Source organism: Marinobacter nanhaiticus D15-8W (genome assembly GCF_036511935.1).
GTDB lineage: Bacteria > Pseudomonadota > Gammaproteobacteria > Pseudomonadales > Oleiphilaceae > Marinobacter_A > Marinobacter_A nanhaiticus.
The window spans coordinates 2,819,308-2,837,659 of sequence record NZ_AP028878.1 but is presented as its reverse complement, the minus strand read 5'-3'; the positions used below and the strand labels follow the sequence as shown (position 1 = coordinate 2,837,659).

General features: G+C 62.2%; 17 protein-coding genes. 14 read left to right on the top strand and 3 right to left on the bottom strand.

The annotated features are described in order from the left end of the window. Positions 1-35: 35 nt before the first annotated feature. From RE428_RS12665 to cobJ, 10 genes are read left to right on the top strand one after another with little or no spacing between them, the layout of a single operon-like run. A complete protein-coding gene (locus tag RE428_RS12665) occupies positions 36-818 on the top strand; it encodes a CbtA family protein (RefSeq protein WP_004582384.1) in 783 nt (260 codons plus the stop codon). Further along, positions 799-2,550, top strand: coding sequence for an AAA family ATPase (locus RE428_RS24490; protein WP_004582383.1), 1,752 nt, complete (start codon positions 799-801; stop codon positions 2,548-2,550). The genes RE428_RS12665 and RE428_RS24490 overlap by 20 nt, the downstream gene beginning before the upstream one ends. Further along, complete coding sequence (gene cobO / locus RE428_RS12655; RefSeq protein WP_004582382.1) at positions 2,547-3,140, top strand: cob(I)yrinic acid a,c-diamide adenosyltransferase; 594 nt, start codon at positions 2,547-2,549, stop codon at positions 3,138-3,140. The genes RE428_RS24490 and cobO overlap by 4 nt, the downstream gene beginning before the upstream one ends. Then, a complete protein-coding gene (locus RE428_RS12650; RefSeq protein ID WP_004582381.1) occupies positions 3,140-4,510 on the top strand; it encodes a cobyrinic acid a,c-diamide synthase CobB in 1,371 nt (456 codons plus the stop codon). The genes cobO and RE428_RS12650 overlap by 1 nt, the downstream gene beginning before the upstream one ends. A gap of 2 nt (positions 4,511-4,512) precedes the next feature. Beyond that, entirely contained in the window at positions 4,513-5,634 is a 1,122-nt protein-coding gene (cobW, locus tag RE428_RS12645; RefSeq protein ID WP_004582380.1) for a cobalamin biosynthesis protein CobW, read from the top strand. After that, the gene (gene cobN, locus RE428_RS12640) at positions 5,634-9,491 is read left to right on the top strand and encodes a cobaltochelatase subunit CobN (protein WP_004582379.1); all 3,858 of its coding nucleotides are present in this window, start codon (positions 5,634-5,636) and stop codon (positions 9,489-9,491) included. The genes cobW and cobN overlap by 1 nt, the downstream gene beginning before the upstream one ends. Then, the gene (locus tag RE428_RS12635) at positions 9,481-10,617 is read left to right on the top strand and encodes a precorrin-3B synthase (RefSeq protein WP_004582378.1); all 1,137 of its coding nucleotides are present in this window, start codon (positions 9,481-9,483) and stop codon (positions 10,615-10,617) included. Before cobN ends, RE428_RS12635 begins: the two co-directional genes overlap by 11 nt. After that, positions 10,617-11,246 (top strand): precorrin-8X methylmutase, encoded by a 630-nt coding sequence (locus tag RE428_RS12630; RefSeq protein ID WP_004582377.1) that lies wholly within the window; start codon positions 10,617-10,619, stop codon positions 11,244-11,246. Before RE428_RS12635 ends, RE428_RS12630 begins: the two co-directional genes overlap by 1 nt. Further along, entirely contained in the window at positions 11,243-11,968 is a 726-nt protein-coding gene (locus RE428_RS12625; protein WP_004582376.1) for a precorrin-2 C(20)-methyltransferase, read from the top strand. Before RE428_RS12630 ends, RE428_RS12625 begins: the two co-directional genes overlap by 4 nt. Beyond that, positions 11,965-12,714 carry a precorrin-3B C(17)-methyltransferase gene (cobJ, locus tag RE428_RS12620; RefSeq protein ID WP_004582375.1) on the top strand — a complete coding sequence of 250 codons (750 nt, stop codon included), beginning with the start codon at positions 11,965-11,967 and terminating at the stop codon, positions 12,712-12,714. Before RE428_RS12625 ends, cobJ begins: the two co-directional genes overlap by 4 nt. Here cobJ and RE428_RS12615 read toward each other — a convergent pair. Continuing rightward, entirely contained in the window at positions 12,690-13,436 is a 747-nt protein-coding gene (locus RE428_RS12615) for a cobalt-precorrin-6A reductase (protein ID WP_004582374.1), read from the bottom strand. The genes cobJ and RE428_RS12615 overlap by 25 nt on opposite strands. 1 nt (position 13,437) lies before the next feature. Between RE428_RS12615 and RE428_RS12610 the strand changes: the two genes are divergently transcribed. Genes RE428_RS12610 through cobF form a run of 4 tightly spaced genes read left to right on the top strand, consistent with a single transcriptional unit; the run spans position 13,438 to position 16,617 of the window. Beyond that, a complete protein-coding gene (locus tag RE428_RS12610) occupies positions 13,438-14,646 on the top strand; it encodes a bifunctional cobalt-precorrin-7 (C(5))-methyltransferase/cobalt-precorrin-6B (C(15))-methyltransferase (RefSeq protein ID WP_040882692.1) in 1,209 nt (402 codons plus the stop codon). Next, a complete protein-coding gene (locus RE428_RS12605; protein ID WP_004582372.1) occupies positions 14,643-15,017 on the top strand; it encodes a cobalamin biosynthesis protein in 375 nt (124 codons plus the stop codon). Before RE428_RS12610 ends, RE428_RS12605 begins: the two co-directional genes overlap by 4 nt. Then, the gene (cobM, locus tag RE428_RS12600) at positions 15,014-15,808 is read left to right on the top strand and encodes a precorrin-4 C(11)-methyltransferase (RefSeq protein ID WP_004582371.1); all 795 of its coding nucleotides are present in this window, start codon (positions 15,014-15,016) and stop codon (positions 15,806-15,808) included. The genes RE428_RS12605 and cobM overlap by 4 nt, the downstream gene beginning before the upstream one ends. Further along, on the top strand, positions 15,805-16,617 hold the full coding sequence (gene cobF, locus RE428_RS12595; protein WP_004582370.1) for a precorrin-6A synthase (deacetylating): 813 nt from the start codon (positions 15,805-15,807) through the stop codon (positions 16,615-16,617). The genes cobM and cobF overlap by 4 nt, the downstream gene beginning before the upstream one ends. On the opposite strand, the gene RE428_RS12590 is transcribed toward cobF, so the two are convergent. Beyond that, the gene (locus RE428_RS12590) at positions 16,588-17,343 is read right to left on the bottom strand and encodes an alpha/beta fold hydrolase (protein WP_004582369.1); all 756 of its coding nucleotides are present in this window, start codon (positions 17,341-17,343) and stop codon (positions 16,588-16,590) included. The two genes, cobF and RE428_RS12590, sit on opposite strands and share 30 nt — an antisense overlap. After that, positions 17,336-18,298 (bottom strand): isopenicillin N synthase family dioxygenase, encoded by a 963-nt coding sequence (locus RE428_RS12585; protein WP_004582368.1) that lies wholly within the window; start codon positions 18,296-18,298, stop codon positions 17,336-17,338. Before RE428_RS12585 ends, RE428_RS12590 begins: the two co-directional genes overlap by 8 nt. Between the last annotated feature and the right edge of the window lie 54 nt (positions 18,299-18,352).

Here is an 18,352-nt window from a genome sequence, read left to right as displayed (position 1 = left end):
TTTGCTACGACAAATCCGTCCCTGGAGGGAAACTGATGTTCCGTTCTCTGATTCTTAGTGCCTGCCTGATTGGCGTCGTTCTCGGTCTGCTCGTTACCGCCGTGCAGGCTGTCGGCGTCACGCCCATTCTGCTGAACGCCGAACAGTTCGAGGGGGCCGGCGAGCCGGCTGCACACGAACATAGCGGTGGTGAACAAGCAGCTCACCATCACCATGAGGAAGCGGCGGGTGGGCATCACCATGGCGACGACGCATGGGCACCTGAAGATGGCGCCGAGCGTACGTTCTACACCACCGTTTCCAATATCTTTGCCGGCATCGGTTTTTCCGCTGTCCTGCTGGTCGTGATGAGCCAATTGCGTGAGCGCGGAAAAATGATGTTGTCGCCCTCCCGGGGGTTGCTGATCGGAGCGCTGGGCTTCCTCGCGGTTTTCGTAGCGCCGTCGCTTGGCCTGCCACCGGAGGTCCCCGGCTCGGCTGCTGCGCCCCTTGAAGCGCGGCAGCTCTGGTGGGTCTTTACCGTACTAATGGTCGTCGCCGGTCTGGGGCTGGTAGGGCTGGCTCGCGGCTGGATGAAGCTGGCGGGCATTCCGCTGCTGGCCATTCCCTATCTCTTCGTGCCAGCCCATGAGGGCCCGCTGTTCTCACATCCTGACCCGCAAGCGGTGGCGGCGCTGACCGAACTGCACCAGCAGTTCATCTGGGCCACGGGTGTGACCAATCTGGTCTTCTGGTTGCTGGCCGGAGTTCTCAGCGCCATTGCCTTGAAACGCCTCTACAAAGCGTCAGCCGATCAATATGACGAAGCTACTGCCTGAGTTTCCGTTTTCGGCCATCGTCGGCCAGGACGCGCTCAAGACCGCCTTGCTCCTGAACGCCATTAATCCCCGGATTGGTGGCGTCCTGATATCCGGCCCCCGTGGGAGCGCGAAGTCCACGCTCGCCCGCGGTCTGGCCGACGTACTGCCCCCAGGCGACGATGGACAGCACCCACCGTTTATCAACATGCCGCTTGGTACGAGCGAAGATCGTCTTGTCGGCAGCCTCGACCTGCAACAGGTCCTTTCTGAGCAGGATGTTGCCTTCCAGCCGGGCCTTTTGGCCAAAGCCGATGGCGGCGTGCTCTACGTCGATGAGGTCAACCTGCTGCCCGATACCCTGGTGGACTTGCTGCTCGACGCCGCCGCACGCGGTATCAATGTCGTCGAACGGGACGGTCTGAGCCATTCCCACCCAGCGCGATTCAGCCTGATCGGCACGATGAATCCGGACGAGGGCGAGCTGCGCCCGCAATTGCTGGATCGCTTCGGCCTGTGTGTCGAACTGGAGAAGACGCTTCCGGCAGCACAACGCATCGCGGTGGTGCAGCAGCGGGAAGCATTCGAGCGCGATCCGGAGGGTTTCGCTGCCGATTACGCCGATCGGCAGCACGCGGTTACCGAGCGGATCCGCGCAGCCACGGACAGATTATCTTCGGTGGTCGCCGAACCCTGGGTTTACGAGCACATCGCTTCTCGCTGTGAAGCGGCCCAGGTGGAAGGTTTGCGGGCGGATGTAACCTGGCATCGCGCCGCCCAGGCGCATGCTGCCTGGCGCTGCGACAACGCCATCGAGCGGGAAGACCTGGACGCGGTGGAAGAATGGGTATTGGCCCATCGACGCAACACCCCAGAGGAGGCGCCGGGCAATCCGCCTCCACCTCCTCGGAGCGACCCTTCTTCACGGAATGGGAACCCGTCATCCGACACTGGCAATGCGCCACCTGAATCTGAGCAAGGGCAGTGGGGCGCTATGCCGCCTGTCAACGAGCGAACCCAGGCTGTGCCCTTTGTTCCTAATGAAGCGTCGTCCCGGCTACAAAAGCACGCATCGAAAACCACGGCCGACCGGTCTGGGAACACGAGAAAGGGGCGGCAGCTGGGGCGCCGGAGCCCGGCGGATATGTCCCGCAAGCCGGACTGGTTTGCCACGCTGGTAGCGAATCGCGGCCAGTGGCCGCTTGAGCAGCTGAAATTCCAGAGAAACCGTGCGGGCCAACCCATCGTGCATCTGGTTTTGCTGGACACTTCCGGCTCCACCTTGGGCCGGCGTCTGTTCGGGCGTGCCAAAGGTCTTGTCCAGTCCTTGGCTAAAGCGGCCTACGGGACGCGTGACCAACTCGCCATCATGGGGTTCGGTAACGATCAGGTGGCCGATGTCTTGCCGCGTCGGCGCGCACCCAAGGACATGGTGGGTCTGCTGGACTCCTTACCCGGCGGCGGTGGAACGCCGTTGCGGGATGCACTCTTCAAGGCTGCGCGCACCATACGCCAGTGGCAGCGACGCGAGCCGGGCCTGCAAATCCGGACGTACCTCATTACCGATGGCCGCACCCGCCAGTCCGTAAGCGACGTTCCGGCTCTGGGCGAGTGCATGGTTATCGACGCCGAACAGTCTGCGGTCAAGCGCGGTCGCGCCGACGTCATTGCAAAGCAACTGGGCGCTTTTTATCAGGCGTTTCCAGTCCAGATGCCATTCGCCCGTCTGCCAGTTAATAGGGAGGCTTCGTGAACGACAGTCGCCATCGTGAGCGCATGCAGAAAAAGAAGGACGTGGTCGATGAACGTATCGCCAAGGCGTCTGAAGAGCGGGGCGTGCTGATCCTGCTCAAAGGTAATGGCAAGGGCAAGAGCAGCTCTGCCTTCGGTACGCTGGCCCGTTCGCTCGGGCACGGCTACCGGTGTGCGGTGATCCAATTCATCAAGGGTCGGCGGGAGACGGGCGAATACCTGTTCTTCCGGGATCATCCCCAGTTGGATTGGCACATCATGGGTCACGGCTTTACATGGGAAACCCAGGACCGCGAAAAGGATATCGAAGCCGCACAGGCCGCATGGTCGATTGCCGAGGGTCTGCTGAAAGACCCCAATTACCAGTTGATCGTGTTCGACGAAATGAGCTACATGCTCAAGTACGGCTACCTGGAGCCCGAGCCTATCGTCGAAGCTTTACGGCAGCGCCCACATCATCAGAACGTCATCATCACCGGTCGCACCATGGCGCAGCCGCTCCAGGCCATCGCCGACACCATCAGTACCGTTCAGGACGAACGTCATGCCTTTCGCGGGGGCGTGAAGGCTCAGCCGGGGATCGAATTCTGATGGCTAGTGACCAGGCCTCTACAGCGCGGGCGGTCTGCCCGGCGATCTTTATCGCGGCCCCGGCATCCGGGCAGGGCAAGACGACCGTCACAGCGGCGCTCGCCCGCCTTTTGCGCAACCAGGGCAAGGTGGTGCGCGTGTTCAAGACCGGTCCGGACTACCTTGATCCGTTGGTGCTGGCGCAAGCCTCAGGCCAGCCGGTGGACCAACTCGATCTGTGGATGGCCGGCGAGGCTTATTGCCGTCAGCGCCTGTTCGAAGCGGCCCGGGAAGCGGACCTGATCCTTGTGGAAGGCGCCATGGGGATCTTCGACGGCGACCCGTCCAGCGCGGATCTGGCCGCACGTTTCCAACTGCCGATGGCAATCGTCATGGATGTGAAAGGCATGGCGCAAACCGCCGCGGCGCTGGTCGCCGGCATCGCCGGGTTCCGTGACGACATCACCGTTGCGGGCCTGATCGCCAATGCTTGCGCCTCCCAACGGCATCGCGAATTGATCGAGTCCGCGCTGCCGGCATCGATTCCTTTGTTGGCGACTGTTCCACGGGACCCGGATATGGCGCTGCCGGAGCGGCACCTGGGCCTGGTGCAGGCAGAGGAGATCCGCGACGAGCTGGAAGCCCGCTTCGAAGCCGGTGCCCGGGTACTCGAAGCCCAGGGGCTGGCAGACACACTGTTGCGGGTGCCACCCGTGGTTTTCGAGGCTCCGGTCGATGGCATCGCGATGCCGCCGGAAGCACTGAAAGACCTGACCATCGGTGTGGCGCGGGATGCTGCATTCAGCTTTATCTACCAGGCCAACCTGGATTTGCTGCAAGCACTGGGCGCGGAGCTCCGTTTCTTCTCGCCGATCACGGATGGCGAACTGCCCGGTTGCGATGCATTGTGGCTTCCCGGGGGATATCCGGAGCTGTATGGCGCCGAACTGGCAGCCAACCGACCCATGAAAGCTGCCATCCAGGCCTTCTTCATGGCGAATAAACCCATACTGGCCGAATGCGGTGGGCTGCTTTACTGCCTGGAAACGCTGACGGACTACGACGACCAGATCCATGAAATGCTGGGCCTGCTGGCCGGGCAGGGCGCGATGAAAGGCCGTCGTGGTTGCCAGGGAATGCAGACCGCCGACCTGCCGGAAGGACCTGTTCGCGGTCATGCGCATCATCGTTCGGTCAGCCATGGCACACCGGAACCCATTGCCCATGGCCAACGCCAGCGCCATCCCGCCCCGGGCGAAGCCATCTATCGGGCGCGTCGCCTGACGGCCTCTTATCTGCACCTTTATTTTCCAAACAACCCGACGGCCATTGCCAAACTGTTCCTCACGGAATCAGCGGCAACCGATCTGCAGCCCATTCAAGGAGCCTGACGATGCAACTGAACAAGATACCCGCCACGGTAGTCACCGGCTTCCTGGGTAGCGGCAAGACCACGCTGCTGGCCAGCATTCTGCGCCAGGTCACCGGCAAGCGCATCGCAGTGATCGTGAACGAGTTCGGCGAGCAGGATATCGACTCGGACGTCCTGCGCAGTTGTTCCCTGGGGTGTGAAGAAGGTAGTGAAGAGGGCGGTGAAGGGAAAACCCCAATCGACGGAGAGGAAAGCGGTGTCTACGAGCTGGCCAACGGCTGCATCTGCTGCACCGTCGAGGAAGAATTCCTGCCGGTGATGAAGAAGCTGGTGGAGCGCAGGGATCAGATCGATCATATCCTGATCGAAACCAGCGGACTGGCACTGCCCAAGCCCCTGGTCCAGGCATTCAACTGGCCGGACGTCCGCCAGCATTGCACTGTGGATGCAATTATTACGGTCGTCGACGGCCCCGCGGTGGCCGCAGGCCGCTATGCCGCTGATGTGGATAAGGTTGAAGCGCAGCGTCTTGCGGACGAAAACCTGGACCACGACCCGAGCCTGAAGGAGTTGCTGGATGACCAGCTGGGTGCCGCGGACCTGGTGATCGTCAGTAAGACCGATCTGTTGTCCGAGAAAGAACGCAAGCGGGTCGAAGACGTCGTGCAGCAGCGTGTACCGGCTTCGGTGAAGACGCTGTTTATCGACCGGGAAACCTTCGCTGACGACAGCGCGAAACTGGAGGCGCTGATGGGTATCGCCGCGGCCAGCGAGGAAACCATCGACGAGATCGAGAATCACCATGACCGCTACCACGCCGAGGGCGCCCATCACGACCACGCCCATGACCATTTCGATTCCTGCGTGATTACCCTGGGCGAGGTCGACGGTGACCGCCTGGCCGTCGCTCTGCAGCAACTCCTGAAAGACTACAGGATCTATCGGGCCAAGGGCTTCGCGGCATTACCCGGTAAGCCGATGCGCCAGGTTGTCCAGGCGGTGGGCAAGCGACTCGATACCCACTTCGACCGGCTTTGGGGCAAGGAAGAGGCGCGCCGGACACAACTCGTCATCATCGGTCGAGGATTTGACCCGGCTAAACTCAAGGACGCCCTGACCACAGCAGAAACCACCGCTGCCTGATGCATCTTTTTGCCGCCAAACCCGGAGGTTTCGTCGACGACGAGGGTATCGTCGATCTGCAACAGACCCCGGGCGACATCGTTATCCTCTCCGCCGCCGACAGTAGCCTGTCGGCCCTGGCGCAGGCTGCCGAACGCCTGGATGAAAGTTACCCGTCTGTGCGGCTGGCGAACTGGATGAACCTTGTCAAACCCGCCGCCTACGATCTGTATGAGGATCGGGTGCTCGATCATGCGCGCCTGGTTATTCTCTCCCTCCTTGGCGGCACCTCATACTGGCAATATGGTTACGAGCGTTTGTTGGCCTGGGCCGCAGCGTCTCCGGAGCGCCAATTGATCGTTGTACCCGGCTGCGATGCGCCAGACGACGAATTGCTTGAAGCATCCACCGTACCTTTCGATACCGCCTGGCGCGTTTGGCGCTATTTGCGAGAAGGTGGCGTGGACAACGCCGAGCAGCTGCTTTGCTTTATTGGTGATCAATGCCTGGAACGACCCGGCGCGTGGCGGGAACCGAAGTCGATACCTGATGCGCTTCTTTACGCGCCGGATTCATTCGGGAGGGGGCAGCAGATTACCTTGGCGGACTGGCGTGCCGACCACGCCCCGGCGCGCCCGGTGTGCTTGCTGGTCTTCTACCGGAGCCACCTGCAGGGCGCGAATACCCAGGTGATCGACGGTATGGTCGCAGCACTCAGCGACAAGGGCTTCGATGCACTGCCGGTTGCGGTTGCCTCACTCAAGGAAGAGGCCTGCGTGGCCTATGTGAATCACCTCATCGAAAAAACGGGTGCAATGCTGGTCGTCAACACCACCAGTTTTTCGGTGAATCGTGGCCCCGAGGATATCGACGCGCTGACCGGCAACGAGACGGACGGGATGTTTGTGGGTCGCCCTGTGGTGCTGCAGGCGATGTTGTCCAGTAGTACCGAGGATGACTGGGAGGCGCAGGCCGGCGGGCTACGCAGCCGCGATGTAGCCGTGCAGGTGGTGCTGCCCGAGATGGATGGGCGTGTAATTACCCGGGCGATTGGTTTCAAGGCCGAGGAACACTACAGCGAACGTTGCCAGCTTTCGGTCATTCGTCATGTGCTCCAGCCTGACCGCGCAGCATTCGTTGCCGAACTGGCGCGGCGTTTCTGCGTCCTGAGGACCAAACCCAACGCCGAAAAACGCCTCGCACTGATCCTCGCCAATTACCCTAATCGCGACGGCCGTATTGGCAATGGTGTCGGCCTCGATACACCGGCCTCCACGGTTAAGATCCTCGAGGCGCTGGCGGCCTCGGGCTATCCGATAGCAGATCTTCCTGAAGACGGAGATGGGTTAATCAACGCCCTGCAGGGTGCGGTGACCAACGCTCCTGGTTCCATCGATCAGCGTCCGTGCTGGCAGAGTATTGGGGTCGAGGATTATCTGGCCTGGTTCCAGACGTTGCCGTTGGCCGCCCAGCAGGCGGTCTGGGCTCGCTGGGGGCATCCGCAACAGGACCCCAAGCACCGCGCCGGTCGGTTGATGATTGCCGGCATCCGCCTGGGGGAGACCTTCGTCGGTATCCAGCCGGAGCGGGATTTTATCGATGATCCCACCGAGACCTACCATGACACCGACCTGGTGCCGCCTCACAGCTATCTGGCGTTCTACGCCTGGTTGCGCGAGCACTACAAGGTGGACGCCGTCATCCATGTCGGCAAGCATGGCAACCTGGAGTGGCTTCCAGGCAAGAGCACGGCGTTGTCATCCGGTTGCTGGCCGGATATTGCCCTTGGACCGCTACCGCACTTCTACCCGTTTATCGTCAACGACCCAGGTGAGGGCGCGCAGGCCAAACGCCGGTCTCAGGCGGTGATTATCGATCACCTGATGCCCCCCATGGCCCGCGCCGAGCTCTATGGCGCCATGGCGGAACTGGAATCGTTGACGGACGAATACTACCAGGCGCTGGGCATGGACCCGCGCCGGGAAGACCTGTTACGCAAAACGATCCTGGAGCACCTGCGTCAGACCGGGATTGACCAGGAACTCAGTCATGCCGCCGATCCAACAGGACGTGACGACGAGGCCCTGTTGAACGACCTTGATGCCTACCTGTGCGACATCAAGGAAGCCCAGATTCGTCACGGCCTGCATATTCTCGGAACCTTGCCCGAAAGCGATAAGCTCACCGGCACGCTGGTGGCGTTGCTACGACTGCCACGGGGCAGTGAGCCGGAGTACCGGGGCATCCTCCATAACCTGTCGCATGATCTCGGCCTTTCCCCGGATGGTACGTTCGACCCGCTGGCCGAGAACGCCGTGCCCTGGCAAGGTCCCAGGCCGAACGTTCTTGAAGAACTCGACGGCACGGTATGGCGCACGGGGGCGGATACCCGTGAACGGCTCGAGTTATTGGCTCACCGGATCGTCAGGCGCTTCATTGTCGATGGCGAGCCCCTGGATGAGTTGATCCGCGACTATCCGTCCACGGCTGCACAATGCCGTTATGGGCGTGACGCGGTGCTGTCCGCAATGGCCCAGGGTGCCGAAATGGAAATCCAGTCGCTTTTGGACGGACTCGAGGGTTATTTCATTCCGCCGGGTCCGAGTGGCGCACCGAGCCGGGGTCGCCTGGACACACTGCCTACCGGTCGCAACTTCTTTACCGTCGATAACCGGGCGATTCCATCCCCCGCAGCCTGGCAGTTGGGGGAGAAGTCTGCGCAATCCTTTATCGAGCGCTACCTACAGGACAACGGCGACTATCCACGGCGTCTGGGGCTGTCGATCTGGGGCACTGCGACCATGCGAACCGGCGGGGATGATATTGCCCAGGCGCTGGCGCTGATGGGCGTCAAACCTATCTGGTCGCTGGGTTCGCAGCGGGTCATCGATGTCGAGGTCATCCCGACCATGCTGCTGCAGCGTCCACGGGTGGACGTGACGCTCCGGGTGTCGGGCTTCTTCCGTGATGCGTTCCCGAATGTGATCCGCCTGTTCGACGCCGCGGTCCAGGCGGTAGCCAACTATGAGGAACCGGGCGAGGACAACGTGATACGCAACCAGATCCGCGCCCGTCAGGCGCAGTTGCAATCCGAGGGTATCGACGCTGATGCGGCTTTCCGGCAGGCCAGCTATCGCGTCTTTGGCAGCAAACCCGGCAATTATGGTACCGGCCTCAACCGCCTGATCGATGGCCGGCATTGGGATACCAGGGATGATCTGGCGGAAGCTTACATCGGTGCTGGCGCATACGCCTATGGCCAGGCTTCGGAATCCGGCGTCGAAGCGCGCTCGGATTTCGAACACCAGCTCTCAGGCCTGGAAGCCGTGCTCCAGAATCAGGACAACCGCGAGCATGACATTCTGGATTCCAATACCTATTACGCGTTCCAGGGGGGCATGGCCAACGCCACCCGAAGCCTGAGTGGTGCGGCTCCGTCCATCTACCATGCCGACCATGCCAATCCGGCCCAGCCCCGCATCCGCACGCTGAACGAGGAACTCAACCGGGTGATTCGTTCCCGGGTACTCAATCCCAAGTGGATCGAGGCGATGCGGGAACACGGCTATAAGGGCGGTTTCGAAATGGCGGCGACGATCGACTACCTGTTTGCCTATGATGCCACAACCGATCTGGTCGCCGACTACCAGTATGCCCAGGTCGCCGATGCCCTGGTTTTCGATCCGGGCAACCAGGCGTTCCTGCGTGAGCACAATGGTGATGCCCTGGAGGAGATGGCCGAGCGTCTGCTGGAAGCGATGCAACGAGGGCTCTGGCAGGAACCGGGTGACCACAAAGAGGCACTGCAGGACTTGTTGCTGGAGCTGGACGAAGTCAACGAAACAGCGATGACCGGAGCCGTCAGTCATGGCCGATAATATCTCGATCAAGGGCTGGTGTCCCGGAGCCTGGCGGCCAATGCCTTCGGGGGACGGACTGCTGGTGCGGGTGCGCCCGGAGCGGGCCATGTTGGACCGAAACCAGGTGTTGGCGCTTTGCGAGGCCTCGGAAACCTTCGGCAACGGCATTATCCATTTAACCAACCGTGCAAACCTGCAGTTGCGAGGCGTGAAGGAAAAGCACTGGCGACCCTTGCTGGATATGCTGATGGGGGCGGGGCTGGTGGATAGCGATCCAGCGCGTGAAGGCCAGCGCAACCTCCTGTTGGCGCCGGACTGGGGGGCGGGGGACGTTACCGATCGTCTCGCCCGACAACTGCTCGAACGACTGTCAGAACTGCCCAGCCTTCCGGCCAAAGTCGGCTTTGCCATCGACGCGGGCAGGAACCCCATACTGGCCGGGGATTCTGCCGATTTCCGGATAGAGCGGGGCCTGACAGGGGAGCTGATCGTCCGGGCTGACGGCCACGCTACGGGCACAGTCGCCCATTCGGAACGCGGTGCGGTCGACCTAATCATTCGACTCGCACGCTGGTTCATGGCAACAGGGGGAGCCGACAGTGGACGCATGAGCCGGCATTCGCAGCCGTTGCCACCTTGGGCTCAGGCGCAGGTGGCGCCGTCTACGCCGCGACGGCCGCTATCTCTGGGCGATCACGCATTGGGAGCGGTTTATGGCCTGACCTTCGGCCAGGTGGAGGCAGCGGCGCTACGCGATGCAGTGGGGCCTGAGTACGTGACCGGCATTCGTGTAACACCCTGGCGGCGGCTCCTGGTTGAGGGGGCTGAAGTCCGTCCGTTGCCCGGTCTACTGGATAACGACGATGCGCCTCAATTGCGGGTCGATGCTTGCCCGGGCGCACCGCACTGCGAGCAAGCGACGGTAGCGACGCGCGAACTCGCCAATAGCCTGAGTCGTCACGTTGCCGGCCGTCTGCACGTTTCTGGCTGCAGCAAGGGCTGCGCGCGTCGCCAGCCGGCAGACGTCTGTGTCGTTGGAGACAGTGGCCGTTACCAGCTGATTTTCCAAGGTCGAGCGGACGGGATAGCGGATGTCACCGACCTGACCGAATCACAAGTCTTAACCTATTTCGGAGTTAATTAATGCCCCACGTCTACGAAACGGACGGGCCAGCGATATACCGCGAGTCTTTTTCCATCATCCGGCGTGAAGCCGCCCTTGAACGTTTTGCTGTCGACGAGGAACAGATTGCGGTACGCATGATTCATGCGGCCGGTATGGTCGAGCTCGCGCCACATATCCTGTTTCGTGACGACGTGGTCGCCCGCGCACGCGCTGCGCTGGAGCAGGGCGCGCCTATCCTGTGCGATGCCCGCATGATTTCCGAGGGGATTACCCGGGCGCGCCTGCCCGCCGATAATCGCATCATCTGCACGCTCTGGGATGAACGGGTGCCGGAGCTCGCGCAGGAGATGGGCAACACCCGCTCTGCCGCCGCGGTCGAACTCTGGCGACCCTGGCTGGACGGTGCGGTCGTCGCGATCGGCAACGCACCCACCGCGCTATTTCACCTGCTCAATATGCTGGAGGATCCCCAGTGCCCGCGCCCGGCATCGATTATCGGCTGTCCAGTGGGTTTCGTCGGCGCTGCTGAATCGAAGGAGGCGCTTTGGGACAGTAACGTCGCGCCCTGTTGTATCGTGCGCGGGCGTCTCGGTGGCAGTGCCGTAACCGTCGCCGCCATCAATGCTATCGCGGATAGAAAAGAATGAAGATTGGACGAATCTACGGGGTCGGCCTTGGTCCTGGCGCCCAGGATCTGATGAGCGTGCGGGCGGACCGGCTTATCCGCGGGACCCGACACATCGCGTATTTCCGCAAGAAGGGGCGCACCGGCCACGCGCGGAGTATCGTTGACGGTATGCTGGCAGCTGCCACCGTCGAGCTGCCCATGGAGTACCCGGTCACGACGGAAATCCCGTTCAGCGATCCGCGTTATAACGCGTTATTGGCCGAGTTCTATGAAGCCAGCGTCAGGCGCTTGGTGGAGATTGCCGAGTCCGGTGAAGACGTCGTGGTGCTGTGCGAAGGCGATCCATTCTTCTACGGGTCCTTTATGCATCTGTACACCCGTCTGAACGGCCGCGTACCCGTCTCGGTCGTGCCGGGCATCACGGGAATGTCCGCCGCCTGGACGGCGACCGGGCAGCCGGTCACCTGGGGCGATGATGTGATGACGGTGCTTATGGGTACCTTACCGGAGGCTGACCTGGCCGATCGGATCGCCCGCACCGATGCATTGGTCATCATGAAAATCGGCCGCAATCTAAACAAGGTTCGACGGGCCCTTGAGCACGCCGGCCGCACCGGGGAAGCCTGGCTGATCGAATACGCCGCAATGGCTGAGGAACGGGTGGTGCCGTTTACTGAGGTGGGGGATATTGCGCCTTACTTCTCGATCCTGCTCATCCATGGTAACGGGAGACGGCCGTGACCGGATCGCTGGTTATTGCCGGGCTTGGCCCAGGCTCGGCCGAATTGATTACGCCTGAAGTCAGCGAGGCCCTGGCCGAAGCCACGGATATCGTCGGGTACAAACCCTACGTCGAGCGCATACCCCCTCGGGACGGGCTGGTTCGCCACAGCACCGACAACCGGCAGGAAATCGAACGTGCGTCCCACGCATTGGAAATGGCTGCGGCAGGCCGCAAGGTCGTGGTGGTGTCGTCCGGGGACCCGGGTATCTTTGCCATGGCAGCGGCGGTTTTCGAGGCGCTTGAAGCCGGCGATCCGGCTTCGCAGACCCTCGATATCCGGGTATTGCCCGGTATCTCCGCCATGCTCGCGGCCAGTGCCCGGGTAGGCGCCCCTCTGGGGCATGATTTCTGCTGCATCAATCTTTCGGACAACCTTAAACCCTGGCCGCTGATCGAGAAGCGGTTGCGCCTCGCCGCCGAGGCGGATTTTGCCATGGCCTTTTACAACCCGCGTTCAAAAGCCCGGCCAGAGGGCTTCGCCAGGACGCTGGATATCCTGCGGGACGCGTGTGATCAGGATAGGGTCATCGTTTTTGCCCGTGCCGTTTCCACCGCGGACGAATCGGTACGCGTAACGACGTTGGCTGACGCCACACCGGATATGGCGGATATGCGCACGCTGGTGATCGTCGGGTCGAGCCTGACCCGCGTTATCGAACGGCACGGAGCACCGCTGGTTTACACGCCGAGGTCGGCGCCGTGATGCAGCCAGTCCAGGACCGCATCGCTATCGTGGACCTCACGGCGCTCAGGCAGTGCGGGACGATCGATCATCAACACGGGCAGGCCGAGCTGACGGGCAGCCGTGATCTTGGCAGCCGCACCTTGCCCGCCTGCATTCTTGGAAACGACCAGATCGATCCGGTGTTTCCGGAGCAGGTGAAGGTCGCCTTCGACCGTGAACGGACCGCGATCGATGGTCACCGTGCAGTCGGGGAGCGGCATGGGGTTTTCCGGCGTGTCGACCAGCCGCAGGAGATAGTGATGCTGTGGCTGATCCCGGAACGCCTCGAGATGCATCCGGCCGATGGCGAGCAGGATGCGCCGGGGCTCGCCCGCAACGGCATCGACTGCGGCATCGATATCGCGGACATGATGCCAGCGATCGCCTTCGACCGGTTGCCAGGGTGGACGGGTCAGGGCAATCAAGGGGATTCCAGTGCTCTTCGCGGCGAGAACCGCATTGCGGCTCATTTGCCCGGCGAATGGATGAGTCGCGTCGACGATATGAGTGATGCCGCAGGCAAACAGGTAGCTGATCAAGCCGTCGACGCCGCCGAATCCACCGATGCGGGTCGGTATGGGCTGCGCTTTGGGCGTTGCGACGCGGCCGGCGTAGCTGAAAACGGCGGGAATGTCGTGGGCCGCCAGGGTGTGGGCCAGGGCGCTGGCTTCGGCGGTGCCTCCGAGAATCAGGACTTTCATGATGGCTGACGTAGCGGACGCCCCCTGGCTGACGATTTTAGGCTGGGGGGAGAGTGGCATAAACGGTCTGACGCCGGCAAGCAAAGCCGCGCTGGAGCGAGCCGAGATTGTGTTTGGAGCCGCGCGCCACCTCCGTGTGCTGCCCAGCCTCCAGGCCGAAGTGCGCGAATGGCCGGTACCGTTCGCCGATGGTGTTCCCGAACTCCTTGCCGAACGCGGTCGGCAGGTGGTGATGTTGGTGTCCGGCGATCCGTTCTGGTTCGGTGCGGGTACCGTCCTGGCTCGTCATCTATCGGCCGGTGAGTGGCTCTCGCATCCGTCGCCATCCACGTTCAGCCTGGCGGCTGCCCGCCTGGGTTGGGGGCTGGAGCGCACCCGCTGTCTCGGCCTGCATGCCGCGCCTCTGACCAGGATTCGTCCTGCTCTTCAGTCGGGGCAGCGTTTGATCGTCTTGCTTCGAGATGGCGACGCCGTTGCTGAGTTGTCCGCTCTGCTTACCCGCTGTGGGTTCTCGGCTTCGACGCTCCATATTCTCGAAGCCCTGGGGGGAGAGCGGGAAAGGGTTCGAAGTATAACGACGGATCAGATGCTTCCTGTTGATATCGAACATCCCGTTGCGGTCGGGCTGGAAGTCGATGGCAATGGGCCCGCGATGCCTCTGGCGCCCGGATTACCGGATGAATTCTTTGAACACGACGGCCAGATTACCAAGCAACGGGTGCGCGCTATGACCCTGGCCGCACTGGCCCCAAAGGCAGGCGAGCGGCTCTGGGATATCGGCTCCGGCTCGGGCTCGATTGCCATTGAATGGCTGCTGACCCACGCGGAAAACAGCGCCATCGGCTTTGAGAGGTCGTCCGAACGCGCTGCCCGGGCAAGGCGGAATGCCTCGGCGTTGGGCGTGGACTGGCTGGAGATCATCGAAGGCGCCGTTCCTGAAGCCCTCGAAGGTCAACCGCTACCGGACGCGGTCTTTATAGGTGGCGGGCTGACGGCTGAACTGCTCGACACCCTGTGGGATCGTTTACCGAAGGGCGTCCGGATCGTCGCCAATGCCGTGACCCTGGAATCCGAAGCGCTGCTGGCCCAATGGCATGTGCTGAAGGGCGGCGACCTGGGCCGGATTGAGCTGGCCGACGCGCGACCCATTGGTCGACGCCGTGGCTGGAAGGCCAGCTACCCGATTGTGCAGTGGCGGATTACCCGATGAAGGTGGCCGGCTTTGGATACCGAAAAGGTGCCCGTGTGGATTCGCTCGCTGAGGCGCTCGCGTTGGCGGTTGAGGCGCATGGCGATATCGATTGCCTCGTGGCGGGTTCCCGAAAGAGGGGAGCCGTGGAAGCGTTGGGCCTAAGGCGGAACCTGCAAGTGAAGCTTGTCGACGAGGGCGTTTTCAAGGAGATCTCGACGATGACCCAATCGGAAGCCAGCCTTCGGGAGAAAGGCACTGGCAGCTTTGCCGAAGCCGTCGCATTGGCCGGGGCAGGCCGCGACGCTCGACTACTCGGACCGCGAATGGTTTCCAAAGACAGGATGGCCACCTGCGCGGTGGCGGAAGTCGCTGAGGTTCCCTGGCTATGACAGTACATTTTATTGGCGCCGGTCCCGGAGCACCGGACTTGCTGACGCTGCGGGGCCGTGACCTGATCGCCGCGTGTCCGGTGTGTCTCTATGCGGGTTCACTCGTGCCGGAGGAAGTGCTGAGCCATTGTCCCGAGGGCGCGAGGATCGTCAACACGGCACCGATGGCTCTCGACGATATCATCGCGGAAATCCATCAGGCCCATCGCGAAGGTAAGGACGTCGCCCGCCTGCATTCGGGCGACGTTTCAGTGTGGTCGGCGATGGGAGAGCAATTGCGACGGCTGCGTCAGCTATCGATTCCCTTTACGATTACGCCGGGCGTCCCGTCCTTCGCCGCGGCAGCCGCCACCCTGGGCAACGAGCTGACCCTGCCCGGTGTGGCCCAGTCGGTGGTGTTAACCCGCACGCCCGGGCGGGCCAGCGCGATGCCCGTTGGCGAGTCCCTGGCGAATTTTGCACGTACCGGGGCGACCCTCGCCATTCATCTGTCGATCCATAACCTGGCCCAGGTCGTCGCCGATCTCACGCCTCATTATGGCGCCGATTGTCCAGTGGCTGTGGTCTGGCGAGCCAGCTGGCCCGACGAACGTGTGATTCGCGGACGGTTGGCGGATATCGAATCGGCGATGGACGCGGGCATGAATCGCACCGCGCTGATTCTTGTCGGACCGGCCCTGGCGTCGGACGACTTCGAGGAGAGTCGCCTCTATTCCTTCGACTACGATCGCCGCTTCCGCCCCCAGTCCGCCGCGTCGCCATTTGCCGACACCTCGGGGGGCGAGTCGTGATCGAGCTCTCACTGATCGGTATCGGCACCGGCAACCCGGACCAGGTCACCCTCGCTGCGGTCCGTGCCTTGAACGAGGCCGACCTGATCCTCCTTCCCCGTAAAGGTGAGGCGAAGGCTGACCTGGTGGACCTGCGACGGATGCTGTGCCAGTCCCTACTCGAACCGGAGGCGCCGGTTAATGTCGTCGAGTTCGATCTACCCGTGCGTGACAGACGCGACGACTACCTGGCCACCGTCGATGATTGGCATGACGCGATCTCAGCCGTTTGGGGCGAGTTAATCGACCGCCATTTGTCCGGGAGCGGCCGTGTCGCCCTTATGATCTGGGGCGATCCCTCCCTGTACGACAGCAGCCTGCGTATTGCCGGCCGGTTGCAGAGCTCTGGTAGGTCAATCAACCTCACGGTGGTGCCGGGGATCACCAGTCTTCAGGTGCTGACTGCCGAACACCGTATCCCGCTCAACTCGTTGGCTGAACCGGTCCAGATCACGACTGGACGCCGTCTGCGGGAGGACGGCTGGCCCGGAGGTGTGAACGCCGTAGCGGTGATGCTGGATGGCGGCGGTGCGTTTACGGTTATCTCATCGGAGGATGTCTATATCTGGTGGGGGGCCTATCTCGGCATGGATAAGCAATGCCTGATCGAGGGCCGGTTAGCGGATGTGGCCGATCGTATCCTGGAGCGTCGTGCGGAGCTGCGCCGTCAGCACGGGTGGATCATGGATATCTACCTTCTCAAACGTGACAACGCCCTGGTGTCCGTGCAATCGGTTCGTTCAGGCGACGTCCCGGATAAAGGGGAGTAGGGCGGCCAATAACTGTTCAGGTGCTGCGACCTGTGGGAAGTGCCCGGTATTGAGCGTGGCTTTTCGTGCACCTGGGACGAGCGCCTGCATTTGCCGCTGAACCTCAAGGATCACGGAGCGGTCTTCGGTCGCCTCGATGTAAAGCCGGGGGAGCTGTCCAAATCGTGCCTCGGTCCAATGCGGCACCATCGCGCGGCCAGCCTCCGGCTGGGCGGATAGTTTCAGGGCGGCTTGCCGGGCTTCCATTTCCGGCAGATCCTGGAGAAATATCCGGCGCGCCGCGTCGGGGGGTACACGACTGGAGCGCTGGTCGTCCGACCATACGAGATGAGGTCCGATACCCGCTGCTTCTGGATATGTATCGATCATTGTCCTGCATACATGGCCGAACCCGATTCCGCTTGGCAGCATCATACCGGCGATATAAACGATGCCTTTGATTCGCTCCGGAATCGTTTCGCCAACCTGCGTCGCCGTGACACCGCCTCCGGAATGGGCGACCAGCACCACGTCGTCGTCGATGGCCTCGATTTCCTGTACCACGTACTCCACGTAGCCGGTTAGCGACGCCTCGCCCGGTGCAGCCGGCGTGGTCCCGTTACCGGGAAGGTCAATCGCGATGCTGCGCAGGCCGTGCGAATCGAGCAAGGGTTGCAGTTTGGCCCACCCCCAACTGCCGGCCCAGGCACCATGGATTAGCACCACTGTTGGCAGGCGCTCAGGCATAGGTTCTCCGATACATTTCACGCATGTGATCGCCCACGGTCGTCGGCGGATATTTCGGTGTTTCGCCCGCATTGAGGCAATTGGGCAGACAGTGCACTTCGTGTTGCAACTGGCCGCTGAAGAAGAAAGGCACCGAATAGCGTTCATTGCCGGAGGTGTTCACCACCCGGTGCAGGGTCGACCGGTATCGATCGTTGGTCCAGCGGGCCACCATGTCGCCGAGGTTGACGACGAAGGTGCCGGGTATCGGGTCCACGTCCATCCACCGCTCGCTTCGGATATCCCACACCTGCAAGCCGGGATTGTCGTCAAGCAGCAAAATGGTTATGCCGCCGAAATCCGTATGGGCTCCACAGCCTTTTTCGCCGGGCGCTGGCTTTTCCGGCTGTTGCGGGTAATGCAGCAGTCGCAGGGTTGCCAGAGGTTCGCGACAGAATTCGTCGAAATAGCCCTCCGGTAGATCCAGGGACAGGGCGAGCCCGCGCATGATGCGTTTGCTCAGCCCTAACATGGCGGCGAAGTATTCGTTCATCGTCTCCCGAAACCCGGGTACGTCCTCGGGCCATTGATTGGCGCCGGCATTGAATTCACCGCCACGGACCCGTGGGTCGTCCGCGCTAAGCTCCTCACCAATGTAGAAACCTTCCTTAAGATCCGGAGGCGCGCCTGCCTCCAACGTCTGACCTTTCAGGAATTCGTAACCGCGATTCGCCGGCGATTTGGCCTTGTCGACCTGTTTCTTCCGTTCCAGGGGCTGGTCGAAGAACGCCTTTGACGCCTCGAACACGCGCTCGATCAGGGCCTCGTCGATACCGTGGTGGGCGATATAGAAGAAACCGGTATCAAGGCAGGCTTGGCGCAACGCATACCCAAGCTGTTCATCCCTGGCGGGGTGCAGGTCGATAACCGGCACGCTATTGGAAACCGGCGGGGGTGCCGAGCGAAGCAATGACATACAGCCTCCAAGAGTCGGGAATGCAGGTTGATGTTTCCGCTGGCCATTCAGAAA